The sequence below is a fragment of the Pseudarthrobacter enclensis genome (genome assembly GCF_001457025.1).
In the GTDB taxonomy this organism is placed as follows: Bacteria; Actinomycetota; Actinomycetes; order Actinomycetales; family Micrococcaceae; genus Arthrobacter; species Arthrobacter enclensis.
In genome coordinates this window covers 202,064-227,395 of the sequence record NZ_KQ758600.1, presented here as the reverse complement: position 1 = coordinate 227,395, position 25,332 = coordinate 202,064, and the positions used below count along the sequence as shown (strand labels likewise).

The window sequence follows — 25,332 nt, the reverse complement described above, 5'->3', positions numbered from 1 at the left end:
ACGCAACACGGACCCCTTCCAACCGTAGGGCTGCGAGCACGAGGCCTGAGGAGGAAGCTGCGATATCCCTCACGGGACTCACCAAACAATTCGGCCGCTTCCGCGCACTGGACGGGCTCGATCTCACCGTGCAGGCCGGTGAGACGCACGGTTTCCTTGGACCGAACGGCGCGGGCAAATCGACCACCATCAAGATCCTGTTCGGTCTGCTGACGAAGACCAGTGGATTTGCCACCGTGCTCGGCGGCGATCCGAGGCGCGACGCCGTGGCCCTCCACCGGCGGATGGCGTACGTGCCCGGCGACGTGATGCTATGGCCGTCCCTCACGGGCGGCGAGTGCATCGACCTGCTGACCCGGATGCGCGGAGAACGCGCTCCCCGCGCCCGCCGGGACGAGCTCATCGAGCGGCTCGACCTGGATCCCCGCAAGCGCGCAAAGGCGTACTCGAAGGGCAACAGGCAGAAAGTCGCGCTCGTGGCGGCGTTCGCGACGCCGAGCGACCTGCTCATACTGGACGAGCCGACGTCGGGCCTGGATCCCCTCATGGAGGTGGTGTTCCAGCAGCTCGTGCAGGAGGCTTCGGCGCAGGGCACCACAGTGCTGCTGTCGAGCCATATCCTCGCCGAGGTGGAGGCCCTGTGCGATCGCCTTACCATCATCCGCAACGGAAAAGCCGTCAGCACTGGAACCCTCGACGAGATGCGCGAGCGGACCGTGTCGAAGGTCGTTGCCACCACCGAGCGTGACGTGGTGGGACTGTCCGCGATCAAAGGGCTCCACGGGCCGCGGCTCGAAGGCCGTCATGTCGAGTTCAGCGTTGGACCGTCCGGTCTCGCGGCTGCACTGGCACTGGTGAGCGCGGCGGCGCCCACCAGCCTCGTCAGCCAGCCCCCAAGCCTGGAGGAACTGTTCCTGCGTCACTACGAACTCGACGAACCGGAACCGGCCGTGGCGGTCTCCCGATGACCGCCTTCGCAGGAACAGGCTGGCAGCTGCGCCTGACCACGCGGCTGGAACGCTGGCAGATCCTGCTGTGGACGGCAGGCATCGCAGCCCTCCTTGCCGCGATCACTGACAGCATGGCCTCGCTGTACCCCACGGCCGCCGACCGCGAGCAGTACGCCGCGATCAACGACGCGAGCCCGGCCCTGCGGGCCATCAACGGGCCGGGGCACGCTCTCGACACCCCGGGAGGGATCGTCGTGTTCGAGGTTGGCGGGTACCTTCTGGTCGCGGTGGCGCTGATGGCGGTACTCGGAGTGACACGGCTGACCCGTTCCGAGGAGGAACATGGCCGGGCCGAGCTGGCACTGTCGACGGCAACCGGCACACTGGCCTCGTTGGCCGCGGCCGTCCTCACGATGGTCGCCACCTCGGCGCTCATCGGCGCAACGTGCGCCGCAGTAATGATGCTGCTCGGGCTTCCCGCCGACGGCGCGTGGGCCTACGGAGCCTCTGTTGCCGCGATCGGCGTGTTCTTCGTCGGCGTTACAGCGCTCGCCGCGCAGGTCTGCGGTACCGCGGGAGAGACGCTTGGGCTGTCAGGACTGGTCATCGCGGCGTCGTATGGCATCCGCGCGGCCGGCGACGTGGGCGACGGTGAGCTGTCGGCATGGTCCCCGTTCGGGTGGGTCCAGTACGCTGCGCCCTTCGCGGACACCCAGCGGAGTTGGCCGCTCGGCATCGCGGCCGGCGCCGGCCTGCTGCTGGTCACCGGCGCAATGGCAGTGCGCCTCCGGCGCGACCTCGGCTCGGCGCTGCTCACCCGCGGACCGGGCCGCCCCACCGCGGGCCCGTCGCTCGTCGGATTGCTGACGGCAACGGCGCGAGTGGCGGCTCCTGCCGTGGCAGGGTGGGCGCTCGGCGGGCTGTTCGTGGGCGCGGTGTTCGGCTTCGCAGGTGACGAGGTCACCAAGGTCTTCGCGGCGACCCCCGAGATCGGCCTGCTGCTGGGCACCGGGCAGGCCGAGGCCACAGAGGGCTACCTTCGCTTGGTCGTGCTGCTGATCGCGCTGCTCGCCACCGGATACGCGGTCTCCGCCCTCCAGCGTGTGCGAACCACGGAACGCAACGGCCTCGGCGACCTCACCCTCGCGGCCTCCGTCAGCCGGACCCGGTGGCTGTTGTCGGGAGTGCTTCCGAGCCTCCTCGGCTCGGCGGTCGTTCTTGCAGCCGGCACGACGGCGCTCGGCGGGACGTTCGCGGGCGTGACCGACGATCCCGGCTGGATGGAGCGCGTTCTGAGCTCGGGCATGTGGCATTTGCCCGCGGTGTGGCTCGTGGCGTCGATCGCCGTCGCACTCCTCGGCGCTCTTCCACGCTTCTTCGTCGCAGCGTGGGCTCTGCTGGCGGCGTGTGTGGTGATCGACATGCTCGGTCCCGCCCTGCAGCTGGCCGACGGGGTAAGCGATGTGTCACCCTTTGCCCACGTGCCGCAGCTGCCTGACGTGGACCCGGGAACGGGCGTTTGGGTCATGGGCGTGGCAAGCCTGGTCCTGCTGATCGTGGGAGACCTCGGGATGCGGAGGCGCGACCTGGGGTAAGCCGGCGGGTCATATGTCCTGGTGCCGCGGCTCGGCAAGCCCATAATTGGCCTGATTCCAAGGGTCGGTCACTGCCGAGTGAAGCAGCGGTGCACTCCGACCCGTGAGCTGGCGAGCCGGGCGCCGTCGGACTCCCGCGCGCCCAGGTCCGGCCTCGTCTACGTCAGGCACCAGGCAGGCCAGGCATCGACAGGCAACCACGGAAAAGTCAGGTTTTGTCCTCACAATTCACGCCAAGAAGCCCCTGACCTGCGGCCATACTGTGCCCGAGGTGGGACTCGAACTACATTCCAGCCCTCGCAAATACTGGGAACTCGCGAAAACATGCGGAATCCGGAGCAGTCCGAAGGCTGTACGGCCCAGTACGAGACGAAAAGTGTGGACATTGTCCACACCCCGATTTCGGCCCAAAGAAGCATCAAGCCCTCGATCGCTCCCTACAGTGTATAAATTCGGCTTCTTCTTTGTCCTGACCGATTAGACGCAACACAAGGACAGCTTCCGGCATCAGGATTTAACCTTGGCCCCGGCTTTAAGTCTTAGCCAAAATGGACAGCCAGAAACGACCAGTTGCTATTTGACGTAGGCAGGTGGGACAACATACTCCGTTGCCGTAGGGAGGAGCTTTGGGGCCGTGTGCGGCCCTGTGACGAGCCAGGCAGTGCTGATCTCGGTTGCTTTGGCGGCTTGCAGAACGAGTTGCGCGGCGAGGGCCGAGCCGGTGATTTTCGCGTAGGCCAGGGCTGTTTCGCCGACAGCCTCCGTATGGTCGAGAAGCGGAAGCAGGTGCGCCGAAGTGACATTGCTTAGTTCCCCGACCCGTTCTCCGTTGAGACGGACTTCGACAAAGGGCCGCTGGGTCCCGTTTTTCAACGTGTAGATCTCTTTGTGGAGGGTCACGAACAGGAGTCCGATACCTTCGGATGGTACGTACCGGGACAGAACGTCGAAATGGTCTTCCTCCTTCAGGATCTGAATTCCTGATCCCCACGGCAGTAGTGTGTTCACGCCCGTCGGGGGCTCGTTGAGCGGAGCGATCATTGCCGGTTCAGGCAGTGCAACAGTGACGCGGGCGCGAAGTTGATTCCCCTCGTCGTAGGCCCAAATCCGAGCAGAGCTAGCGGCGACAAGACCGCTGGCAATAATTCTCCTTACTGGTTGCGCGTAGCGGACCGCGTCTTCACGGCTCAGGTAGCCGAGCACTCGCCCATTCCAGCGCACACTGATCGCGTTCGAGTCATAGGGGTTGTCCGGCTCCGCCACCAGTTCTACCTGAAGACTTTCAGCTTCACCCTCGCTCCTTTGAGCGGTCAGGGCACCGCTAGCACGCAAGGCAGCCCTTATGCCTTCGCCGTATGCGTGCTCGCCCACAACTTCGACATTCGGCCACTCCGGGCGACCAAGCGACATACGATAAGGCTCTCCCTTAGGGGTCTTTGCGTGATTCCGCCGTGAGGCCGCCGTTGCCGCTTCAACGGAAACCGGATGAAGCGGAGTGGCAGTACCTGAGACTTCAACTCCGGTGCGGACGTCCGGGGTCGGGGAAGGGACATCAGAGTTGCCCGACCACGTCTCGTCCTCCCAGGCCTGGCGGCGTCTGCGCCGCTTCCGCATCAGGAAGATCAGCCCGACAATTCCCGCAGCCAGCAGTATCCCCGCAGGGGAAGAAAGCGTCACGACCATGAGCAACAATCCAAGCAAGGTCCACTGGGCAATCACACCGGCTTTCTCCACCCCAGCCTCTCCCCGGCCGCCGGCGTTGAGCTTTGCAGGGCTTTCACCGATGTAGTCAAAGACGCTCGCTGCCTGTCCAAGGGTCAAGTGCATGAGACTGGGGCGCGTGCCCGTTACGCGGGCGACAGCTGCGCGAACGAAGTTACGCTGGAACTTCGACGCAGCAGCCGTACCGTCGGGGGCCAGGAGCTGTCGCCAGGTTTCGTCATCGATCCGCATGCGACCTGTCGAGGCGCCAGCGGGACTCGATCCCCGTGCCCCGGTCTTCCCTACAGGACGGCGGTTCGAGCTGCTGGTCACATAGGAGATCCCAGTCTTGGGGATCCTCACTGTACTTGTTGTACGGCCAGTCGCTGACTTCGTCACCCGAATCGGGCCAGCCCCAACACTAGCGCTCACGCCACGCTTCGAAGCCGTGATCCGCACAGGTCCAAGACTCTTCGACTTGCGGTAACGAAAACCCAACCCCCACCCCCATTAGGCACACGAAAAGCCAGTTCTCCTCGTACGAGAGATTCTATGCGTCGCACTTCGGGAATAGGACAGTTCCAGCCAACTCCACCTATTCGTGAACAATCCGCTCAAAAGAGGGTGAACCCGCAAAATCGGTCGAAGTCATGCCGCCCGATACTTTCGCGCCGATAGACAAGTACAAACACGAGCTGCTTGTCATTCTGATAAGTCCCCATGATCGCTGGGCGGGTCCTCCGCGCAACCAGGGCGCTGACGCGCCGACCCCGGAACCGAAAACTTTCCAGAACACACGGGAATGGCTTCGAGGCGAAGTTTTCAGCCCCGGCGCCGGTCCCCCAGGTTGCACTCCGGCCCCACTACCCAGCGGATGGTCCCCTACCAGAACGACGCCTACAACCAACAACCGCAGAAGAAACAGCAGTCGCAAGGGAGAGGAAACACGGGATCATGGAAAAGCTCACAATCAAAACACCGTCGGATGTGCTCAGCTTTATCGGCCATACGCTTGGGTTTTGGCCTAAAGAGAGCCTTGTGTGCATTACGTTGAACGAGAACAGCATCGGCGCTACCCTCCGGATCGACCTCCCCGGCCAACCCGGCCAGGAACTCTCCTATGCTCGCACTGTCGGCCACTACCTCACCAGCGACAGCACCGCCACGTCAGTCCTGTTCGCCGTCTACACGAGCGAACCCTGCCATCACGGAGCAGCCAAACCGTACGCTGCCACCATCGCCGCACTCACCGGCGTTCTCGCCGAACAAGGCATCACCATCCGGGACGGACTCCCTTATACCCCTCGCAACGGGACGGCGGCTCTACCTGCACAGGTGGGGCCGCTGTTGCGTCGTCCCCGCGCCAGGAGGCTCACAACCCTTCAGGCGCTGTAGAACAGGAATTCTCCATGCTCGACACCTTGCCGCCAGAGGTCCGGCCGACTACCCGGCCCCTCCCGGACCGTAATCCCCTGCATGATCCGCGGGACCGCCGACTGAACCGGATCGCCGGCCCCTCCTCTTTGGTCCTCTTTGGGGTAACCGGTGACCTTGCCCGCAAGAAGTTGTTGCCCGCGGTGTATGACCTGGCGAATCGTGGGTTGTTGCCGCCGAGTTTCGCGTTGGTGGGTTTTGGCCGGCGTGACTGGAGCGATGCGGAGTTCGCCGCGCAGGTTAAGTCCTCGGTGCAGGCGTATGCCAGGACTGCGTTTGATGAGGCGGTCTGGAACCAGCTCTCGGAAGGGATCCGGTTCGTGCAGGGCGGCTTTGATGATGACGGGGCGTTCGCGCGGCTGGGCGAGGTGGTTAAGGATCTTGATAATGTCCGTGGCACCCGGGGAAACCACGCGTTTTATTTGTCGATCCCGCCGAAGGCGTTTGAGCAGCTCTGCCGGCAGTTGTCCAAGCATGGGCTGGCGCAGGCCGAGGGTGATAAGTGGCGGCGGGTGGTGATCGAGAAACCGTTCGGCCATGACCTGGACTCGGCGCGGAAGCTGAACGACATTGTCGAGTCGGTGTTCCCCGCGGATGCGGTGTTCCGGATTGACCGTTATCTGGGCAAGGAAACGGTTCAGAACATCCTGGCGTTGCGGTTCGCGAACCAGTTGTTCGAGCCGTTGTGGAACGCCAACTACGTCGACCACGTGCAGATCACGATGGCCGAGGACATCGGAACCGGCGGCCGGGCAGGGTATTACGACGGTGTGGGTGCGGCACGGGACGTGATCCAGAACCACCTGCTGCAGTTACTGGCGCTGACGGCGATGGAGGAGCCCATCTCGTTTAACGCCGATGACCTGCGCGCGGAGAAGGAAAAAGTCCTCGCCGCCGTGAAGCTGCCCGAGGATTTGTCGACGCATTCGGCGCGGGGGCAGTTCACCGGCGGCTGGCAGGGCGGCGAACAGGTCCAGGGCTACCTCGAAGAAGAAGGCATCCCGGCGGACTCGACCACCGAAACGTTCGCCGCGATCCGGGTGGACATCCACACCCGCCGCTGGTCAGGCGTGCCGTTCTACCTCCGCGCCGGCAAACGCCTGGGCCGGCGGGTCACCGAGATCGCGGTGGTGTTCAAACGCGCCCTCAACCTGCTCTTCCGCGACCACAGTGATGATGACTTCGGCCAAAACGCGGTGGTGATCCGGGTCCAGCCCGACGAGGGCGTGACCATCCGGTTCGGGTCCAAGGTCCCCGGCACCCAGATGGAAGTCCGGGACGTGACGATGGACTTTGGCTACGGGCACTCCTTCACCGAATCCTCCCCCGAAGCCTACGAACGGCTCATTTTGGATGTGTTGCTGGGAGAGCCGCCGTTGTTCCCGCGGCAGGAGGAAGTGGAACTGTCCTGGAAGATCCTTGACCCGTTCGAGGAATACTGGGCCACCCTGAACGAACAGCCCGAACCCTACGCCCCAGGCTCCTGGGGCCCCGCTTCCGCGGATGAACTGCTGGCCCGTGACGGACGAACCTGGAGAAGGCCATGATCGTAGACCTGCCGGACACCACCACCTCGAACGTGTCCAAAAAGCTCATGGCCCTGCGCGAGCAGGGCGGCGTGATCGCCCTGGGCCGGGTCCTGACCCTCGTCGTGGTCACCCGGTCCGGGCTGGAGGAAGAAGCGATCGAAGCCGCGAACGAAGCCAGCCGGGAACACCCCTGCCGGATCATCGTCCTGGCCGACGCCGGCGCCGACCGGGCCGACCGGCTCGACGCGCAGATCCGGGTCGGCGGGGACGCCGGCGCCTCCGAGGTGATCGTGCTGCGCGGCTACGGCCAGCTCGCCCACGAATCCGAATCCCTCGTCGCCGCGCTGCTGCTCCCGGACGCCCCGATCGTGGCCTGGTGGCCCCACGGCGCACCAATGAACGCCTGCGAAACCTCGATCGGGAGGATCGCGCACCGCCGGATCACCGACTCCGCGAACGAACCCGACCCCCAAGCCGCCCTGGACACCATCCACAAAACCTACCGCGCCGGCGACACCGACCTCGCCTGGACCCGCCTCACCAACTGGCGCATCCAACTCGCCGCCGCCCTCGACCATGTAAAACCTTCCTTAGTGCTTACCGCCGAGGTCGAAGGGGCCGATGATTCACTCAGTCCATTCCTGATGGCGGCCTGGCTGAAGGATGCTCTCGATGTACAAGTCAGGATCCTGTCGGCGCCCGCCGGGACAGGCCTCCGCCGAGTGTGCCTCACGCTCGTGGATGGCCATATTCAACTCCTCCGCAACGGATATGGGTTGACCGAACTCACCCAACCCGGCAAGCCGGCCCAAAGGATCTCCATCCCCCGGCGCACCCTTCGGGACTGCCTCGCCGAAGAACTACGCCAACTACACCCCGACTCCGTGTTCGGTGACGTAATCAAGGCCCACCAGGCTCTTGGAACGACAAAAACCGCGACGATAATTCATTCTATGGAGTTAGATGAGAGAAGCCAGTAAGTCCTGCTGAACGGATAAATAAAAAGAAAACCCAAGGCAAATGCGGAACCAAACGTGACCTATAGGCGATTCCTAGGGGAAGGATCGGCAATTGAGCCTACACCTCGATTAGAAGGCTCCGTAGAATACATTTATCACCTGGGAAAGATCAACGCCCCTAAGAAGCCGTGCCTTTCTGTGCACGATCAGATAAGGAAACCGCAGCAATGAAATCTCGAACAGCCTTGCTGGAACGCAAACCAGCAATGCGCATGCGGCCCGCTGTCAGCAACCCTTCTTTCGTCGCAATCAATACCCGACCTATGGGCCCTGACTGCGATGAGGACTGCCCCTACTGCCAAGGACCTGAAACCGACTAGGTCGCCCCACTGCAATCCCCCGGTGGTTTCGACGAGTAGGCCAATAGCTGCGGTAGCGACGCCTTGCGCGACAGCGCTGCGCGCGCCCATGATTCTGGTTCAGAAAATGCAAAGACGCGCTTCTGTCACTCGATTGAGAATGAAGCAGCCAGGACTTCCTCCCAAACTGGACGACAATTCGCTCACGGCCGAAAACCTTTTGATCCGCAGGGCAAGATCAGCTACCTCAATATCCCATAACTGTACTTTCTGTACTGCACAGCCCCACAGAATCCGGTGACAACGTGATCGATCGATGGATCAACGCATTCACGGCTCTCATACGTTTCGCCGGTCAAAAAATGAAATTGGTGAGCCACCCCGGCCACCCCAAAGAAAGAGAAAACTAAGTGACGATCGCATATCGTGCAGCCGACCTTGACGCCAATGACCTGGAAGAATCGCTGCTTGCTCCGCCTAGCGCAACCCCTCTTAGTGGCGACATCACAGTTCGCAGCCGCGGAGAGTTCGTAAGCGAAGACGGCCGTATCGCGTCTGGTACGTGGGAGACCGAAACCGGTAAGTCCAGGTGGGAGTTCCTTACGAAGGGCGAAATCATCTACGTCCTGTCGGGCAAAATGACGGTTCAACGCGACGGTGGAGATGAAGTGCTTCTGTCTGCCGGGGACACCGCGTACTTCCCGATCGGCTGGACCGGAACCTGGACCGTTCACGAACGTCTGAGGAAGGTTTTCGTCGTATACAACGCATGACCGCCGCGCCTGTTCGGCTGCAGGCCTGTGTAGGGGGACTCGAAGCCAAAGACGGCCGATAGCCCGCTCCCCCGGAACATGAAGGCCAATCAGCCTCCATGCCAGCACCACCCGTTGGAGGGCAACGCTGTTGACGCGATCAGCCAAAGAACGCACGTTGTAAAGCCACCAGGGCCTCCACCCTCGCAACTGGGGGCCCTGGTTCCACCCCCACCCGCCGTCCAGGCCTCCTGGGCACGCACCGCACCCAGGGCTTCGCCGAGATCCTGCGTAGGGCGTTCGATTTGGTCAGGGAACGGGCCGAGACTATTTCGATGCTTTGCGGGCTGCGGCATCTTTGGATTCGGGCACCTTCACGGTCGGGGCTGTGCATCCGCCGGACGGAACATCCGCTGTCGTTGGTTTTCGGGAGCAGAATCGTGGGAAACCCTGACGGGGTTTCAAGCCAAGCGTTTTCGGTAGACCATTGGTTCGTCGTTTCGGTGGATCATCGTGCGGCTGTATCCGTCTGTTTCTATAATCCAAAAAACAGTGCCGTCTAAGGCCACCATGTCTACATGCCCGGTGGTTATCGTTTGGTTCTGCCGGTATACGGTGACTTCTTCGGTGCGTGAAAGTTGGCACCAGTTCAGGACCGGGTGGAGGTTTGTGGGGCGGGTGGTCGTTGCCATGGGCGTCCTTGCATATGTAAGAGTAGATCGAACAGGCTGGTCCTTCCGACCCTCCGTCCTTTGCACTAGGGATGAGCCGGCTTCGAGCAAGCAGGTGCTTCGTGTTATGGGTCCCTTACTGGGACAGCGGGGTCGGGCGGAAGAGGCGCTCGGGCCGGCCTGCTGTTGCGTACCGCAAGGTGACTGCGGCTTGGCCTGTGTTGGCCAAGTGTTGGAGGTAGCGGCGGGCGCTGACGCGGGACAGTCCGGATAGTTCGGCGCACTGGGCTGAGGAAAGGCCTTCGGGGTGGCGCTGAAGGATCTCTTTCACCAGGGTGACGGTCTGCGCTGTGATGCTTTTCGGAGTCCTTGGTCCGGCGGTCTGGGGAGCGCCGAACATGCGGTCGATGCCTTGCTGATCGGATTCACCTCGGTTGGCGAGTGGACCGTGCACGGCATCGGCGTAGTGCAGCAGGCGGTCCCGCAATGTTTCCTCATCGAACGGTTTCAGGATGTAGTGCAGTACGCCTCCCCTGAACGCCTTCCTGATCGTGTCGGTGTCGTCGTCTGCGGTGATGACGAGAACGTCGACGTCGCGGGCTTCCTCGCGCAGCTTTTGCAGCACAGCCGTTCCATTCATGTCCGGCAGGTAAATGTCGAGGAGCACCAGCTGCGGGTTGAGGGAGGCGACAAGACGCAGGGCTTCCTGGCCGCTATGGGCCGCGCCTACGACATTGAACCCCGGCACGCGGTTCACGAAGCGGGCGTGGACAGAGGCCACCATGTAGTCGTCGTCGACTACGAGGACATCGATGGGCATGGCCTTCCTTATGTGTAGGGCAGCAGTGCTGTGAAAACTGCACCGCCAGGTTCAGCATTTGTTACTTCTACTGCGCCTCCACGGCGGGTGCATACAAGCCGCACCAGCGCGAGGCCAATGCCATGTTCCTCGGAGGCTTCCTTTTTTGTGGTGAATCCCCGTTCAAACATTTTGCTGCGGACTGCGGGGCTCACGCCCCCGCCCGAGTCTGTCACGGTAACACGCACTTGATTGGCCTCGCCCTTTACTTCCACGGTGATCCATCCGCCGCCTCCAGGGCGCAGGACGTCCAAGGCGTTATCCACCAGGTTGCCTACAACGGTCACGAGGTCCGCTTCCAGTTCCTCGTCCACGGGTCCCAAGGAGCTTGAGGGCGTGAGGCTGAGCTCCACACGTTGCTCGTCTGCAAGGCTGACTTTGGCTATCAGAAGCGCCGCCAGGGCAGGCGCTTGGATTCGTGAGCTGATGCCCTGCCGTAGTTTTACCTGAGTCTTGGACAACGAAGTGATGTAGCGGACTACCTCCTTGTTGTCCCCGAGCTGGATCAGGGCGGAGATGGTGTGGAGCCGGTTGGTGAATTCGTGGGCCTGGGCTCGGAGAGCACTGGCGGTGTTACGCGTGACGTCCAGCTCCTGCTGCATGTTCATCAGCTCGGTCCTGTCGCGGAGTGTGGTTACCGATCCGATGACCCTTCCATCGCTCCTTACCGGCATCCTATTCAGGACCAGGACCCGCCCGCGCCAGCTGACACCGAGGTCAGTGCCGCTGGCCTTTCCGGACAGGATCCCGCCAAGGTCTCCGTTCAGCTGCAATTCGGACAACGACTTACCGGTGATCTCATCGGGTAGTTCAAGGAGGCGCCGGGCTTCATCATTGACCAAGGCAACCCTGGAGTCATTGTCCAACGCGACGACGCCTTCCTTGATCCCATGCAACATGGCCTCGCGGTGCTGCACCAGTTCGGCGATCTCACGCGGCTCCAGCCCGAACGTCTGGCGTTTGATACGCCGTGAAATGAGATAGGAGCCAGCCACACCCAGAACCAGAGCTGCCAGGGTGTACGTAACGAGTTCCGGCGCGGATCTGATGAGCGACTCCAACCAAGTAGGTTCTTCGTTGCCGACGGCGACGATGCCGATCCGGCGCTGGTCCAGATCGAAAATCGGTGCGTGGGCTACCACGAGCGTCTGGTATTTGCTGGCCACGACTCCTGTCCACGCCCTGCCCTCAGAGACATTACTGCCCCCGAGCTCCAGCGGATGTCCAACCTCCTCGGGGACCGGTGATGTCAGGACGATGCCCGCAGCATCAGCGATGACCACCGATGAGGATCCGGAGAAGCTTCGGATTTCCTCGGCCACGGGGGCAAGCGAACCACGGGCATCGGTAGAAGTCACGCCCAAACGCACCAAGGGAGACGACGCCAAGGACTCGGCCACTGACAACAACTTCCCCTGCTCCGCGATCCTGAAACTGGTCGCGGACTGGATAAATGAGGCGATGACGACCAGTGCCAGGACAATAGCTACGATCAGCAGTTGCAGGAGCATCACCTGCCGCGTCAGGGAACCCCATCTGCGCCGGCTGCGTCCGCTCCCCTGCTCGGGAACGGACACAGTGCCCTCGATCGGCATCTCCTTGCTACTCCTTTGTCACGCCTGCCCCGTGGAACTCCATCACTTGCATGTATACACCGTCCCGGCCGGGTTGGGTCAGCTGGTAGCTGCTGATCCGTTGCCCCGCACGTACTTTTGTTCCAGTGCGAACTGCCGGTCGATGCGGAGGAGCCTGTTCCAGTCATCCGGGGTGGCCATCAGGTGGCGGAAGGAGGCTGTTGTGCCTTCCTCCCGTAGTGCCTCAAGTGCCCGCATGGCTGCCCCCATCATCGAGTACCTGACAGCCCCGGGGTATATCGCCAGGGTGTAGCCGAGAGACTGGATGTCGGACAGGGACATGTCTGCCACGGGGCCGCTGTTCTCGACAAGGAGTGCCAGGGGCGCCTGTACGGTTTTTGCCACCCGCTCCAGTTCTTCGGGCGTTCTGGCCCCGATAACCATCGCCACGTCTGCCCCTGCTTCGATGGCTCGGGCAGCGCGGCGGGCAGCGTTGTCGATCCCCAGGGTGCTCTTGGCATCCGTGCGCGCAACCAGGACGAAGTCGGGGTCCGTCCGGGCCCAGGCTGCGGCTTCGATCTTGCCGATGTATTCGTCTTCCTCCACAACGGGGATAGGCACGTCGAGGACTCCACAGCGCTTCGGCGTGACCTGGTCTTCGAGTTTGATGGCCGCGATTCCGGAGGCTTCCATTTCCTCCACAGTCCGGACCACGTTGAGGGCACTTCCGTAACCGGTGTCGGCGTCGAAAATCAGCGGCACGTCCACGGCACGGGCGAGATTGCGGGCGACGCCGGCACTTTCCGCGAGAGTGATGAGTCCGACGTCGGGCCGGCCCAGCAGGCTGCCGGAAATGCCGTTGCCTGTCACGCTTAGGGCAGGGAACCCGGCTGCTGCGCCCATGGCGGCGGTCACCCCGTCATAGATGGATGGAACCTGCACTGTTTTTCCTGCGTCCAGGATCGCCCGGAGTTTCCGGCGGGTGGTGGTCGGCGCGGTGCGGGGCGTGAGTTCGGCAGTCATTCTGCTCCTTTGAAGATCCGATAATGCCCCTACAACTATCCGCGCTGACGGGGGTGTTGTCTGCGTTGGAAAACAAAACAACCTTTTGGTTCTTTTGGTCCCGCAGGTTTCCCAGCCCGTAACCAAAAGAACCAAAATGTTTCTCAGTTTGCTAATAGTGACTCCGGTCATCCCGATGCTGTCTAGTGATCTGTGCTACATCCCCAAGGAGGAACAATGATGATCACTCGACGCCGATTCGGAACCGCCGTAATCGCAGTAGCACTGGGACTTTCTGCAGCCGGCTGCAGCGCCACCGCCACGGCCGGACAGGACGAAACCAAAGCAATCAAACAGGTCCGCTTTATGGTGCCCAACGCTCCAGGCAGCGGTTGGGACACCACTGCCCGCACCACCGCACGGGTGCTGGAAAAGTCCGGCATCGTGAACAGCACGGAAGTTTTCAACGTCGACGGCGCCAACGGCACTGTCGGGCTGGCGCGCCTGGCCAGCGAAAAGGGTAACGGCAACCTCATCATGCAGATGGGGTTGGGTCTCGTGGGTTCCACGGTGACCCTGAACAGCGAGGTCACCCTCAAGGACGCGACCCCGCTGGCAAAGACCATGGAAGACCTGGAGGTCGTCTTTGTGAAGGCCGATTCACCCTTCAACACCATCGACGACCTGGTCAGCGCCTGGAAGGCCGATCCGCACGGGACCCCCATCGCCGGCGGTTCCTCCCCTGGTGGCGCAGACCACCTGGTCCCCATGCTGATGGCCAAGGAGATTGGCATCAGCAGCAAGGACGTTGGATACACCTCCCTGGGCGGCAGCGGTGTGCTGCCGGCGGTACTCGGCGGGCAGGTGGACTTTGCAGTCACCGGTGCCGGAGACGTCGTCGAACAGGTCAAGGCAGGAAAGGTCCGCGCCCTCGCGGTGTCCGGGGAAAAGCGGCTCGACGAGCTCGCGAACGTGCCCACCCTCAAGGAATCCGGCATCGACGTCACCGTCACCAACTGGCGCGGCATCGTGGCCCCGCCCGGCATCAGCGACGCCCAGAAGGACCAGCTGATCACCATGCTGGACACGATGCACGCGTCGGGCGAATGGCAGGAAGCCCTTGATACCAACGGCTGGGTGGACGCCTACGTCTCCGGCGATGACTTCGCATCCCTGATCACCGAACAGGAAACCGCAGTACGTACCCTGATGGCCGAACTGGGGTCATGATGCAAGCCGCTCTTCAACACATCCGCGGCCGCGCCGAGCTGGGGATGGCACTGTTCCTTCTCCTGCTCGGCGCCGTGGTCACGATCGACGCAGCACAACTGCCCTCCAGCTTCGCCCAGCGCGGGCCGGTCGGGCCTGCAGCGGTTCCCTTCGTCGTCGGCGTCGGCCTGATCCTCACAGCCTTCCTGCTCGCCGTCGAAGTCCTCCGTGGACGCACCGCGGATCCTGAAGAAGGCGAAGACATCGACCTTTCGACCGGAAGTGACTGGCGCACGGTGTTTATGGTCGTCGGCGTCTTCCTCGCCAACACCGTACTAATGGAACCGCTCGGCTGGCCCATCTCCGGAGCCCTACTCTTCTGGGGATGCGCCTTCGCCTTCGGCGCCCGCCGCCACATCCGCAACGCCGTCATCGGCCTGGTCATCTCCTTTGGCACCTACTTCCTGTTCGAACTGGTGCTCGGCCTGAGCCTGCCGGGCGGGGTCCTGGGAGGGGTGCTCTGATGGACGCTCTCTCCCAGCTCCTGCAGGGTTTCGCCACCGCGGCGACCCCCATGAACCTGGTCTTTGCCTTTGCCGGTGTCCTGCTGGGCACCGCCATCGGCGTCCTGCCCGGCATCGGCCCAGCCATGACCGTAGCGCTGCTACTGCCCATGACCTTCGGCCTCGACCCCACCGGTTCCCTCATCATGTTCGCGGGCATCTACTACGGTGCCATGTACGGCGGCTCCACCACTGCCATCCTGATCAACGCCCCGGGCGAGGCTTCCTCGGTCATGACCGCGATCGAAGGCAACCTCATGGCACGGGCCGGCAGGGCAGCCCAGGCACTTGCCACCGCGGCGATCGGCTCCTTCGTGGCCGGGACTATCGCCACAACCCTGCTGGTGTTCACTGCTCCCTACATCGCTGACATTGCCATCGGCATCCGCCCTGCCGACTACTTCGCCATCATGGTTCTGGCCTTCTGCGCCGTCACCATCATGCTGGGTAAGTCAAAGGTCCGCGGCGCGGCCGGCCTGGGCATTGGCCTGGCCCTCGGCCTCATTGGCCTGGACCCGGTGACCGGACAGGAACGCATGACCTACGGCGTCCTGGAGCTCGCCAACGGGCTGGACATCGTGATCATCGCCGTCGGCCTCTTCGCGGTCGGGGAAACCCTGTGGGTCGCAGCCCACCTGCGGCGCCGTCCGCTCGACATCATTCCCGTGGGTCGGCCCTGGATGAGCCGTGACGACTGGAAGCGGTCCTGGCCTGCATGGATCCGCGGCGCATTCATTGGGTTCCCCTTCGGCGCCATCCCGGCCGGCGGCGCTGAACTGCCGACCTACCTGTCCTACGCCGCCGAAAAGAAGCTCGCCAAGAAGCCCAGCATGTTCGGCAAGGGCGCCATTGAAGGCGTGGCCGGGCCGGACTCGGCGAACAACGCAGCCGCCGCAGGTGTGCTGGTGCCGCTCCTGACGCTGGGACTGCCGACGTCGGCCACGGCAGCTGTGCTGCTCGCCGGATTCCAGCAGTTCGGCATCCAGCCGGGTCCCCTGCTGCTGGACTCGGAGCCGGAACTGGTCTGGGGGCTGCTCGCCAGCCTCTTCATCGCGAACGTCCTGCTCGTAGTCCTGAACCTGCCCCTGGCACCGTTGTGGGCCCGGCTGCTCCGGATCCCGCGGCACTTCCTGTACGCAGGAATCCTGGTGTTCGCCACGCTCGGGGTCTTCTCAGCTGGCGAAACGTTCGGGCTGTACGTCCTGCTGCTCCTTGGACTCCTCGGGTTCGCGATGCGCAGGTTCGGGATTCCGCTGGCACCGGCCATTATTGGCGTCATTCTCGGACCGCTGGCCGAAACGCAGCTTCGGCGCGCACTCCAACTCGGAGACGGCGACCTGTCCGTCCTTGTCACCACACCCATGTCCATCAGCATCTACACGATCCTGATCCTGATCGTCCTCGCCACGACCCTCGGTGGGCCGATCGTCCGCAGGATCCGGCGGAGCAAAGGGACCGGACACGCTCTGGTCCCCGAAGACAAAGAACTTGCCGCGACAGCAGCCAACACCGGAACAGAAGATAAGGCTGCCCTGGACCAGGTCCACCAGCACCGGTAAAACCACAACAGCCCAGCCTCTGCATCCCGTTCCGGGGATGCAGAGGCTGACCGGGGGCGCAGACAGCACACGCCACTTTCTCACGCATTATCAAGAGAAGCTCGACAAATCCGACGCTATCGCAGCTAAGCAGATATCCGACGGATTTTGGAATCACAACCAAAACAAACTGCAACCCTCGACTTGAATGGGGAGCTAAGCCAGGCCCTAGCGCAGCAGTTCCACGTCCGAGACGAGTTCGATGTGGGACAGCATCGCTTCCGCGGCCCCGTCGGCGTCCTGGGCCCGGATGGCGTCCGCGATCTTGCGGTGCGAGGCCAGTGACTGTTCCGGCCGGCCGGGCTGGCCGAGGGATTCCATCCGGGTTTCGAGGATCATTTCGGCGATAAAGGCCATGAGCTGGGCAAGCACGGAGGAGTGGGCTGCGGCTGTAATGGCCTGGTGGAAGAGTTCGTCGCCGCGGGTTCCGCGGTCGCCTTCTTTGATTTCCCGTCGCCGCCACGATCGTGGACGTCTCGCCGTTCTCCACCAACGGCGCCCTGGTGCTGGCCAATGCCCCGGAAGGCGTGGACAAGGACCGGTTCTACAGGAAGATCCTCGGCTACAGCGGAATCGTCATCGTGGCCGGCCCCATCCTGGCCTGGCTGGCACTGGTGGTTCCCGGCTGGCTCTAGCCGCCGCCCTCCCGCTTCCGGCCACGTCCGATATCACGAAAAGGAACCAGCACATTGAGCAAAGCCGACCATCCCCAAGGCCCCCTCGGCGGGCACACGGTTATCGACCTGAGCCGCGCCCTGGCCGGCCCGCACGCCGGCATGATGCTCGCAGACCTCGGTGCCCGCGTCATCAAGGTGGAGAACCCCGGAACGGGGGACGACACCCGCGGCTGGGGTCCGCCCTTCGTCGGCCCCGAGGACGATCTGCAGTCCACCTACTTCATGTCCTGCAACCGCAACAAGGAATCCATCAGTCTTGATCTGAAGAGCGGCGACGGACAGGCCGTGCTGCGCGGGCTCCTGGAGCGGGCCGACGTGGTGATCGAGAACTTCCGGCCCGGCGTCATGGACCGGCTGGGTTTCTCTCCCGCCGCCATGCACCAGCTCAACCCGCGCCTGGTCATCCTCTCCATCACCGGCTTCGGCCATGACGGGCCCGAGTCCCAGCGCTGCGGCTACGACCAGATCCTGCAGGGCGAGGCCGGCCTGATGTCCCTCACGGGTTCCGGTCCGGACGATCCGCAGCGTGTGGGCGTCCCCATCGCCGACCTGCTGGCCGGCATGAACGGTGCCACCGGCGTGCTCGCGGCCCTTGTTGAACGCGACCGGACGGGCCGCGGCAAGGTGGTCCGCACGTCCCTTCTCGCCTCGCTCATCGGCGTCCACGCCTTCCAGGGGACCCGCACCACAGTGGCCGGCGAGGTCCCGCAGGCGCAGGGCAACCACCACCCCTCCATTGCCCCTTACGGGCTGTTCACTTGCAAGGACGGCAGCGTCCAGATCAGCGTCGGCAGCGAAAAGCTGTGGGCCTCCTTCGCGGCCGCCTTCGGCCTTGACCCCGCAGCCCCGGGCTTCGCCAGCAACGCCGAACGGGTGCGGAACCGCCAGGAGGTGATTGCCGCCGTCGAACGCGCATTTGCGGACTATGGCGCGGCGGAGCTGCTGGAAAAGCTGAACGACGCCGGGATCCCGGCCGGGAAGGTCCGCTCGCTGGACGAGGTGTACGCCTGGGAACAGGTGGCCTCCCAGGGACTCGTCGTGGACGTGGACCACCCGCTGCTGGGCAAGGTCAGCCTGCCCGGCCCGCCGCTCCGGTTCTTCGCCCCCGGCGACACTGCCGAAACCACCATCACCCAGCACACAGCCCCGCCGCTGCTCAACGCCGACGGCGGATCCATCCGGGAATGGCTGGGCCTGGTCCCCGCCGACACAGCCGCTACCGCGGGGGTGAAATAGCATGCCGACGACCGAAAAGGTGCGGCACCTCAGCGCCCCCGAACTGCTGGACACTGTGGTGGATGAGGGCTCGTTCGTCTCGTGGGACGCTGAACCGCAGCAGCCCGTCCTCACCGAACAGTACGCGGGCGATCTCGCCAAGGCGCGGGACCGCAGCGGTACGGACGAATCGGTGCTGACCGGCGCCGGCCTTATTCGGGGCCGCCGGGTGGCGCTGATCGTCAGCGAGTTCTCCTTCCTGGCCGGATCGATCGGCCACGCCGCGGCGGAAAGGATCGTGGCGGCCGTCGAACGGGCCACGGCAGAAGGTTTGCCGCTGCTGGCGGGCACGGCCTCCGGCGGGACGCGGATGCAGGAAGGCACCCTAGCCTTCCTCTCGATGGTCAAGATCACCGCCGCGGTCCGGGCACACCGGCAGGCCGGCCTGCCCTACCTGGTCTACCTGCGCCACCCCACCACCGGCGGGGTGATGGCATCCTGGGGCTCGCTCGGCCACATCAACGTCGCCGAACCGGGCTCCTTGCTGGGCTTCCTGGGCCCGCGCGTTTACGAGGCACTTCACGGCGAAGCGTTCCCGGAAAACGTGCAGGTGGCCGAGAACCTGTTCAACAAGGGCCTGATCGACGGCGTCGTGGAACCCGGCGAACTGGCCGAACTGGTTGGTCGCGCACTGGATATCCTGATGCCCCGCCGCACTTCCGGGTCAGCCGCCTGGCCGGAAGCGCCGGCCACATTGGCAGTACGCCCCGCCAACGTCGATGCTTGGACTTCCATCGGAATCTCGCGCCAGCCAAGGCGTCCCGACCTGCGCCAGCTCCTCAAGTACGGCGCCACCGACGCTCTTCCACTGAACGGCACCGGGCAGGGTGAAAAGGACCCCGGGCTGCTGCTGGCCCTGGCACGGTTCGGCACCCAGTCGTGCATCGTGCTGGGCCACGCCCGTCCGCTGCGCAAGGACGCCGCCGGGATGGGTCCGGCGTCCCTGCGGGAGGCGCGGCGCGGCGCGAAATTGGCGGAGGAACTGCGGTTGCCACTGCTCACGGTTATCGATACCGCCGGAGCGGCCCTCTCGCAGGAGGCGGAAGAAGGCGGCCTGGCGGGGGAAATCGCCCGTTCGCTGCACGAACTGATCGGGCTGGAATCCCCGTCCGTCTCCGTCCTGCTCGGTCAAGGCGCCGGAGGAGGGGCGCTGGCACTGCTGCCCGCGGACCGGACCATCGCGGCCCAGCACAGCTGGTTGTCCCCGCTGCCGCCCGAAGGCGCCAGCGCGATTGTCCATCGCACCACCTCGTTGGCCCCCGTGATGGCCCAGGCGCAGGGCGTCAACGTCGCGTCACTCTACGCCAACGGGCTCGTGGACCACATCGTCGACGAGCGAGACGACGCCTCGCTGGAACCGCGCGGGTTCTGCACCCGAATGGCGCACGCCATCGAGTACGAGCTAGCGTCCGTTGCCGCGGTCCCGGTGTCCCAGCTGGTCGCGTCGCGGGCACGGAAATTCCGGAACCTTGGAGCCTGATTGTGATCGACAGAAACGCCTGATCATTTCGCTAACACTCGGGTTACCGACTCTCGCTTTCCTGCGCGTCCGATTGTCAGCGTAACGCGCGGGTCGACGGACGACCTACACCCGCTCCTCCTCCGCAATTGAAGGGTGAGGGGTTGGTGTGGAAAGGCACAATCCGCCTTTCCACACCATTGAGGCCCTGCTATGGGGAAGCGCCCGACCTGCAAGCCAGGACGCCACGTGAGGACTCGTGAGAGTCTTCACGACCTGGAATAGTGCGCGCATCCTGGGCCGAAGCCGTGTTCAGTCTAGTCAATTGCCTTCAGCGACTAACGTGCAAGCGCGGTGAGCGCCTGGTCGAGAATTGTCAGGGCCCGAGCTACTTCTGACAACACCGCACTGTGGCTAAACTTGAACACTGGCAACCGCATTGACCACCTCGCTGTCCAAAGTCGACAAGTCCATTGCCAGCGCCTACGCCTCGGTAGGACTGGCCCATCGATTCCATGGCCGTCGACGCAGCAGGGAACCTTTACGTCGGGATCCACAACAGCCCCGAAATCCACATATATGACCCTGCGTTCCGTCCAGGCGGGCCGACGGATCCGGTGTTCCTCCAGGACGCCCTGGCTTCCCGGGCCACCCGGCAACCGCCGGAGAGGTTGACCAGATCAGCTGCGAGCAGGGGCCCGTCAGGCTGTCATTTTTGAACTGCGTTAACCCTTGCACCAGAGTATTCACCATGCTGCTAGTGACCACCGCGATCCTCCCAATCGTGCTCATCCTCGCCGCCGGCGCCCTGCTGCGCCGCCGCTTCATCACGGATCCGGGCTTCTGGCGCGGCCTGGAGTGGATGAGCTACCGCATCTTCACGCCGGCCCTCTTCGTCAGCTCCATAGCAGGCACTGACCTCACTATCGTCCCGATCGGGCCCCTGCTGCTCAGCCTCGCGGTTCCGATCACCGCAGTCGCCGGCCTGATTGTCATTCTCCGGCGGCCGCTGCGGACGGACGGACCCCAACTGACTTCTCTGGTTCAGGGCGCCGTGCGAATCAACACCTACATCGGTCTCATCTTCGCCACGGCGCTCCACGGGCCCCAAGGCGTCGCCACCTTCGCACTGGCAAGTGCTGTCGTCGTACCCCTGGTGAACATCATCTGCGTCAGCACGCTGGCCGCCTACGGCGACAAGTCGACCACGCCGCGCCGTATCCCGGTCTGGCGGGAATTCCTCGAGAACCCGCTGATCCAGGGCTGCGCCATCGGCCTTGCCCTGAACCTCACAGCAATCTCCCTTCCTGCGTTCCTCTCGGCGACGCTGGGAATGCTTGCTGCGCCCGCACTCGCCTGCGGGACCCTTATTGCCGGTGCGGCCCTGCACTTCAACTTCCGCAAACGCGACGTGATCGACGTCAGCCTTGCAGCCATCCTAAAGCTCGTCGTACTGCCGCTCGCGGCCGCCACCATTGCCATCCCGCTCGGCGCCACCGGCCCAACGCTCACCAGCATCGTGCTCATATGCGCCATCCCCACAGCACCGTCCGCCTATATCCTCGCCAGCAGGATGGGCGGTGATACCCGACTCATGGCCTCTATTACCGGCGCCCAGACTGTCTTGGCTGTCGCCACCGTGCCGGCGATCCTGGCGCTGATCGACCAATTCGCGCGCTGATTAATCGCACGTTCCATCAAGAGAAACCGGATTGAAAGGAGCCGCCACCTTTACCAGTCTGGAAACGCTACATACATAGGGGTGCATTTGAAGTACACCCCAATCTGACGTCAGGCAGCAGGGCCGTGAGCGTCAGATTAGCGCTCGAAAGGCCCTTCCTCCGGATCCCCGGCGAGTGGTCTGAGAGCCAAAATCGACATCCGTACCGGCAGCAGGAGGATTCGCCCGGAGAAGGCGACAGCCATCTTGCGGGGCCCATCAAAGGACCCGGTACAGGGTTCGGTTACCGCAGGAACATCAGCGACTAGTCCTGCTCATCCAGCATGGCCAGCCATAGAAAACCTGTGCCAAACGTCCTCCGGCTTCAACTGCGGGGCGCCCGACAACGAAGGCGGGGCTCGAAGGGCATGCCTGCTGGCGAGATCCGGCAGGCACGCCCCACTCTCGGACAGGTCGCGACCCGTAATGCGACCCGGAAATGACGCCGAGCCCAAACCGAACTGGGGAAAGCGGCTCCCACTGCCATCGAATAAACCCGACATAAGTGTGGACACTGTCCACACCCTCATTGGCTGGACAAAGCTCGGTGCAAGACATGGATGGGCACGCCTAAGAGTGCCTCCCGGGCAGGTCCCGTAGCGAGATCGCTGAAGTCATGCTGTTCCCGCTCCCCCGGTGCATGAAAAGGTGTAGGCCAACGCGGGCCCACCCCGACAAAACCGGAACGAGGAACCCATATAACTCCAGCTCAGCAGGCGGAAGGCCCACCAGCCGGGCTCTTTTGAAACCCGCCACCCCACACACCTGCATAGGTTTCGCGGCGGCCAGGCCAAAGGCCGCAACAACAACCCGTCAGAGCGACTTGTACACACGTCAAAGCAAAATCGCCTCTGACGAGGGAATCTGTTGTGCCCGAGGTGGGACTCGAACCCACACACCTTTCGATACCGCATTTTGAGTGCGGCGCGTCTGCCAATTCCGCCACTCGGGCGCGGAATACGCGAAGCGCAAACGGCTACGCCCACAGCTGATTGTGAGCAACGCGATCGCTTCACGTACGCGGAATTACTCTACATGCAGATAGGCTGAAGTCCAGAATCGCGCCGCTGTCGCCGCAACCGACCATGCCGGAAAGCAACAACCGCGGTGGCACCTAAGATAGTGATGTCCCGCCGTACCCTCCCAAGGAGATCCCGTGACTGAACAGACGGAGTCCAAATCCACGTCCCAGCCGGCGCGCCGCGTCATCGTGGCTGAGGATGAAACCCTCATCCGACTCGACATCATCGAGATCCTGCGCGGCGAAGGCTATGACGTCATCGGCGAGGCTGACAACGGTGAGAAGGCCGTACAGCTGGCAGAGGAACTCAAGCCGGACCTGGTCCTGATGGACGTCAAGATGCCCGTCATGGACGGTATCTCGGCGGCCGAGAAGATCGTCAAGGCCCGCATTGCCCCCGTGGTCCTGCTGACCGCCTTCAGCCAGAAGGAACTCGTTGAGCGCGCCCGCGACGCCGGCGCCATGGCCTACGTCGTGAAGCCGTTCACCCCGGCGGACCTCATCCCCGCCCTGGAGATCGCGCTCTCCCGCCACGAGGAGATCAAGGCCCTCGAGAGCGAGGTCTCGGACCTCCAGGAGCAGTTCGCCACCCGCAAGCTCGTGGAACGCGCCAAGAGCCTGCTGACCACCAAGATGGGCCTCACCGAGCCGGAGGCCTTCCGCTGGATCCAGAAGACTTCCATGGACCGCCGCCTCAGCATGCGCGAGGTCGCGGAGACCATCATCAACCAGGTCAACTAGGCTCCCCCGGGCCCGCTGTCCGCAGTAACGCACGACGGCGGGTCCGGCCTCGGCCGGTCGGGTCGCCCGGCCACTAATCACCTGATAACGGAAAGAACCCCCACCAACCGGTGGGGGTTCTTTTCGCATTCAGAAAGCTAAGCCTTCTTCTTCTTTTCCGGCCAGGGGCCGAGCTTTTCCTTGTTGCTGGAGATCTCTCCGCCGCGGGTGGAGTCGGCGAGGTCGCCCACCTTGTGCACCTTCAGCGAGTTCGTGGATCCGGCCTTGCCGGGAGGGGAACCGGCAGCGATGACCACCAGGTCACCGTCCTCCACCAGGCCCATTTCCTCCAGGCTGCGGTCCACCTGTGCGGTCATGGCGTCGGTGTGGTCCACCATCTGCACCAGTACCGGCTGGATGCCCCAGGTCAGTGCCAGCTGGTTCCAGACCTGCTCCACCGGGGTGAAGGCGAAGACCGGCTTGATCGGGCGCAGGCGGGACAGGCGGCGGGCCGAGTCGCCGGACTGGGTGAACGCACAGATGTACTTGGCGTCCAGCTGGTCGGCGATCTCGACGGCGGCACGGGTGATGGCGCCGCCACGGGTCTTGGGCTTGGTCCCCAGCGGGGGAACGCGCTCCAGGCCGTGGACCTCGGTGGATTCGATGATCCGGGCCATGGTCTTCACGGTGTCGATCGGGTACTTGCCCACGCTGGTCTCACCGGAGAGCATGACCGCATCCGCACCGTCGAGGACGGCGTTGGCGCAGTCGGAGGCCTCTGCACGGGTGGGGCGCGGGTTGTCGATCATGGACTCGAGCACCTGGGTTGCCACGATGACGGGCTTCGCCCAGCGGCGGGCCAGTTCGATGGCGCGCTTCTGCACGATCGGCACTTCTTCGAGCGGCAGTTCGACGCCGAGGTCGCCACGGGCCACCATGATCGCGTCGAACGCGTCGATGATCTCGGGCAGCTGGTCCACGGCCTGCGGCTTTTCGATCTTGGCGATGACGGGGGCGCGGCGGCCTTCCTCGTCCATGATCTCGTGCACGCGGGTGATGTCGGTGGCGTCACGGACGAAGGACAGGGCCACCAGGTCCACGCCGCGGCGCAGCGCCCAGCGGAGGTCGTCCTCATCCTTTTCGCTCAGCGCGGGAACGTTGACGGCGACGCCCGGCAGGTTGATGCCCTTGTTGTTGGACACCATGCCGCCCACGGTCACCTCGGCTACGACCTTGACGTCGTCCACCTCGATGGCGCGCAGGGCCACCTTGCCGTCGTCGATCAGCAGGGCATCGCCCACCTTGACGTCCTCGGTGAGGCTCTTCAGCGTCGTGGAGCAGATCTCCTGGGTACCGGGAACGTCCTCGGTGGTGATGGTGAAGATGTCACCGACGGCCAGGGCGTGCGGGCCGTCAACAAAGCGGCCCAGGCGGATCTTGGGACCCTGCAGGTCGGCCATGATGGCCACGGCCTTGCCCAGGTCCGAGGCTGCCTTGCGGACATTCTCGTAGGTGTTGTCGTGCACGGTGTAGTCGCCGTGGCTCATGTTCATGCGGGCAACATCAACGCCGGCTTCCAGCACCGCGAGGGTGTTCTCATAGCTGGCGATGGCCGGACCGAACGTAGCCACAATTTTTGCGCGTCTCATATACCTACCCTATTGGTCACTTGCATTGGTTAAGTTGTCGGCGAGGTGAACCCTCG

Annotated in this window: 20 protein-coding genes, 1 tRNA gene and 2 pseudogenes; 14 read left to right on the top strand and 9 right to left on the bottom strand. The window is 63.7% G+C overall.

The features are described 5' to 3' along the window. The first annotated feature begins 62 nt into the window (after positions 1 to 62). Together AS031_RS05675 and AS031_RS05670 are read left to right on the top strand one after the other, a co-directional pair. Positions 63 to 968 carry an ABC transporter ATP-binding protein gene (locus AS031_RS05675; RefSeq protein WP_058267161.1) on the top strand — a complete coding sequence of 302 codons (906 nt, stop codon included), beginning with the start codon at positions 63 to 65 and terminating at the stop codon, positions 966 to 968. Further along, complete coding sequence (locus AS031_RS05670; protein ID WP_058267160.1) at positions 965 to 2,545, top strand: ABC transporter permease; 1,581 nt, start codon at positions 965 to 967, stop codon at positions 2,543 to 2,545. The genes AS031_RS05675 and AS031_RS05670 overlap by 4 nt, the downstream gene beginning before the upstream one ends. Before the next feature lie 573 nt (positions 2,546 to 3,118). Here AS031_RS05670 and AS031_RS05665 read toward each other — a convergent pair. Beyond that, positions 3,119 to 4,498, bottom strand: a complete 1,380-nt coding sequence (locus AS031_RS05665) for an HIRAN domain-containing protein (protein WP_058267159.1) — start codon at positions 4,496 to 4,498, stop codon at positions 3,119 to 3,121. A gap of 93 nt (positions 4,499 to 4,591) precedes the next feature. Continuing rightward, positions 4,592 to 4,744: pseudogene (locus AS031_RS20295) on the bottom strand (DUF4236 domain-containing protein); the annotation flags it as partial. Positions 4,745 to 5,284: 540 nt separating this feature from the next. Between AS031_RS20295 and AS031_RS05660 the strand changes: the two are divergent. The 4 genes from AS031_RS05660 to AS031_RS05645 all read left to right on the top strand — a co-directional run bounded on the left by AS031_RS05660 (position 5,285) and on the right by AS031_RS05645 (position 9,300). Then, entirely contained in the window at positions 5,285 to 5,641 is a 357-nt protein-coding gene (locus AS031_RS05660) for a DUF4192 family protein (RefSeq protein WP_257122375.1), read from the top strand. Between the two features lie 14 nt (positions 5,642 to 5,655). Then, positions 5,656 to 7,227 (top strand): glucose-6-phosphate dehydrogenase, encoded by a 1,572-nt coding sequence (gene zwf / locus AS031_RS05655; RefSeq protein ID WP_176716509.1) that lies wholly within the window; start codon positions 5,656 to 5,658, stop codon positions 7,225 to 7,227. Continuing rightward, positions 7,224 to 8,189 carry a glucose-6-phosphate dehydrogenase assembly protein OpcA gene (locus AS031_RS05650; protein WP_058267157.1) on the top strand — a complete coding sequence of 322 codons (966 nt, stop codon included), beginning with the start codon at positions 7,224 to 7,226 and terminating at the stop codon, positions 8,187 to 8,189. The genes zwf and AS031_RS05650 overlap by 4 nt, the downstream gene beginning before the upstream one ends. Positions 8,190 to 8,937: 748 nt before the next feature. Continuing rightward, positions 8,938 to 9,300, top strand: a complete 363-nt coding sequence (locus AS031_RS05645; protein WP_058267156.1) for a cupin domain-containing protein — start codon at positions 8,938 to 8,940, stop codon at positions 9,298 to 9,300. A 440-nt stretch (positions 9,301 to 9,740) separates the two neighbouring features. Here AS031_RS05645 and AS031_RS19770 read toward each other — a convergent pair whose 3' ends face one another. The 4 genes from AS031_RS19770 to AS031_RS05630 all read right to left on the bottom strand — a co-directional run bounded on the left by AS031_RS19770 (position 9,741) and on the right by AS031_RS05630 (position 13,406). Further along, entirely contained in the window at positions 9,741 to 9,971 is a 231-nt protein-coding gene (locus tag AS031_RS19770; RefSeq protein WP_141688762.1) for a hypothetical protein, read from the bottom strand. Between the two features lie 115 nt (positions 9,972 to 10,086). Then, positions 10,087 to 10,770, bottom strand: coding sequence for a response regulator (locus AS031_RS05640; protein ID WP_058267155.1), 684 nt, complete (start codon positions 10,768 to 10,770; stop codon positions 10,087 to 10,089). Between the two features lie 8 nt (positions 10,771 to 10,778). Next, positions 10,779 to 12,404, bottom strand: coding sequence for an ATP-binding protein (locus tag AS031_RS05635; RefSeq protein ID WP_082641958.1), 1,626 nt, complete (start codon positions 12,402 to 12,404; stop codon positions 10,779 to 10,781). A gap of 78 nt (positions 12,405 to 12,482) precedes the next feature. Further along, a complete protein-coding gene (locus AS031_RS05630; RefSeq protein WP_058267154.1) occupies positions 12,483 to 13,406 on the bottom strand; it encodes an isocitrate lyase/PEP mutase family protein in 924 nt (307 codons plus the stop codon). Between the two features lie 216 nt (positions 13,407 to 13,622). Between AS031_RS05630 and AS031_RS05625 the strand changes: the two genes are divergently transcribed. Genes AS031_RS05625 through AS031_RS05615 form a run of 3 tightly spaced genes read left to right on the top strand, consistent with a single transcriptional unit; the run spans position 13,623 to position 16,716 of the window. After that, positions 13,623 to 14,615, top strand: a complete 993-nt coding sequence (locus AS031_RS05625; protein WP_141688761.1) for a Bug family tripartite tricarboxylate transporter substrate binding protein — start codon at positions 13,623 to 13,625, stop codon at positions 14,613 to 14,615. Next, a complete protein-coding gene (locus AS031_RS05620) occupies positions 14,612 to 15,118 on the top strand; it encodes a tripartite tricarboxylate transporter TctB family protein (protein ID WP_058267153.1) in 507 nt (168 codons plus the stop codon). The genes AS031_RS05625 and AS031_RS05620 overlap by 4 nt, the downstream gene beginning before the upstream one ends. After that, positions 15,118 to 16,716, top strand: a complete 1,599-nt coding sequence (locus tag AS031_RS05615; protein WP_058267152.1) for a tripartite tricarboxylate transporter permease — start codon at positions 15,118 to 15,120, stop codon at positions 16,714 to 16,716. Before AS031_RS05620 ends, AS031_RS05615 begins: the two co-directional genes overlap by 1 nt. Positions 16,717 to 16,923: 207 nt before the next feature. Here the strand turns inward: AS031_RS05615 and AS031_RS05610 are convergent, their stop codons facing one another. Then, complete coding sequence (locus AS031_RS05610) at positions 16,924 to 17,151, bottom strand: FCD domain-containing protein (RefSeq protein WP_257122377.1); 228 nt, start codon at positions 17,149 to 17,151, stop codon at positions 16,924 to 16,926. Positions 17,152 to 17,207: 56 nt separating this feature from the next. Here AS031_RS05610 and AS031_RS19440 point away from each other — a divergent pair. The 4 genes and pseudogenes from AS031_RS19440 to AS031_RS05595 form a co-directional block, all read left to right on the top strand. After that, positions 17,208 to 17,390 (top strand): annotated as a pseudogene (locus AS031_RS19440) (SLC13 family permease); the annotation flags it as partial. A gap of 54 nt (positions 17,391 to 17,444) precedes the next feature. Continuing rightward, a complete protein-coding gene (locus tag AS031_RS05605) occupies positions 17,445 to 18,668 on the top strand; it encodes a CaiB/BaiF CoA transferase family protein (RefSeq protein WP_058267151.1) in 1,224 nt (407 codons plus the stop codon). 1 nt (position 18,669) lies between these two features. Continuing rightward, entirely contained in the window at positions 18,670 to 20,187 is a 1,518-nt protein-coding gene (locus AS031_RS05600; RefSeq protein WP_058267150.1) for a carboxyl transferase domain-containing protein, read from the top strand. A 730-nt stretch (positions 20,188 to 20,917) separates the two neighbouring features. Then, positions 20,918 to 21,847 (top strand): AEC family transporter, encoded by a 930-nt coding sequence (locus AS031_RS05595; RefSeq protein WP_058267149.1) that lies wholly within the window; start codon positions 20,918 to 20,920, stop codon positions 21,845 to 21,847. A gap of 909 nt (positions 21,848 to 22,756) precedes the next feature. Here the strand turns inward: AS031_RS05595 and AS031_RS05590 are convergent. Further along, a tRNA-Leu gene (locus AS031_RS05590) sits at positions 22,757 to 22,838 on the bottom strand. 204 nt (positions 22,839 to 23,042) lie between these two features. On the opposite strand from AS031_RS05590, the gene AS031_RS05585 reads away from it, so the two are divergent. Next, complete coding sequence (locus AS031_RS05585) at positions 23,043 to 23,648, top strand: ANTAR domain-containing response regulator (RefSeq protein WP_015936896.1); 606 nt, start codon at positions 23,043 to 23,045, stop codon at positions 23,646 to 23,648. Positions 23,649 to 23,785: 137 nt separating this feature from the next. On the opposite strand, the gene pyk is transcribed toward AS031_RS05585, so the two are convergent. Continuing rightward, the gene (pyk, locus tag AS031_RS05580; protein WP_058267148.1) at positions 23,786 to 25,276 is read right to left on the bottom strand and encodes a pyruvate kinase; all 1,491 of its coding nucleotides are present in this window, start codon (positions 25,274 to 25,276) and stop codon (positions 23,786 to 23,788) included. Positions 25,277 to 25,332 lie beyond the last annotated feature (56 nt).

Excerpts from the sequence above, each read along its gene's own strand:
- AS031_RS05670 (WP_058267160.1), top strand. The coding sequence starts at position 965 with ATGACCGCCTTCGCAGGAACAGGCTGGCAGCTGCGCCTGACCACGCGG.
- AS031_RS05665 (WP_058267159.1), bottom strand. The coding sequence starts at position 4,498 with ATGCGGATCGATGACGAAACCTGGCGACAGCTCCTGGCCCCCGACGGT.
- zwf (WP_176716509.1), top strand. The coding sequence starts at position 5,656 with ATGCTCGACACCTTGCCGCCAGAGGTCCGGCCGACTACCCGGCCCCTC.
- AS031_RS05650 (WP_058267157.1), top strand. The coding sequence starts at position 7,224 with ATGATCGTAGACCTGCCGGACACCACCACCTCGAACGTGTCCAAAAAG.
- AS031_RS19770 (WP_141688762.1), bottom strand. The coding sequence starts at position 9,971 with ATGGCAACGACCACCCGCCCCACAAACCTCCACCCGGTCCTGAACTGG.
- AS031_RS05640 (WP_058267155.1), bottom strand. The coding sequence starts at position 10,770 with ATGCCCATCGATGTCCTCGTAGTCGACGACGACTACATGGTGGCCTCT.
- AS031_RS05635 (WP_082641958.1), bottom strand. The coding sequence starts at position 12,404 with ATGCCGATCGAGGGCACTGTGTCCGTTCCCGAGCAGGGGAGCGGACGC.
- AS031_RS05630 (WP_058267154.1), bottom strand. The coding sequence starts at position 13,406 with ATGACTGCCGAACTCACGCCCCGCACCGCGCCGACCACCACCCGCCGG.
- AS031_RS05625 (WP_141688761.1), top strand. The coding sequence starts at position 13,623 with ATGATGATCACTCGACGCCGATTCGGAACCGCCGTAATCGCAGTAGCA.
- AS031_RS05620 (WP_058267153.1), top strand. The coding sequence starts at position 14,612 with ATGATGCAAGCCGCTCTTCAACACATCCGCGGCCGCGCCGAGCTGGGG.
- AS031_RS05615 (WP_058267152.1), top strand. The coding sequence starts at position 15,118 with ATGGACGCTCTCTCCCAGCTCCTGCAGGGTTTCGCCACCGCGGCGACC.
- AS031_RS05600 (WP_058267150.1), top strand. The coding sequence starts at position 18,670 with ATGCCGACGACCGAAAAGGTGCGGCACCTCAGCGCCCCCGAACTGCTG.
- AS031_RS05595 (WP_058267149.1), top strand. The coding sequence starts at position 20,918 with ATGCTGCTAGTGACCACCGCGATCCTCCCAATCGTGCTCATCCTCGCC.
- pyk (WP_058267148.1), bottom strand. The coding sequence starts at position 25,276 with ATGAGACGCGCAAAAATTGTGGCTACGTTCGGTCCGGCCATCGCCAGC.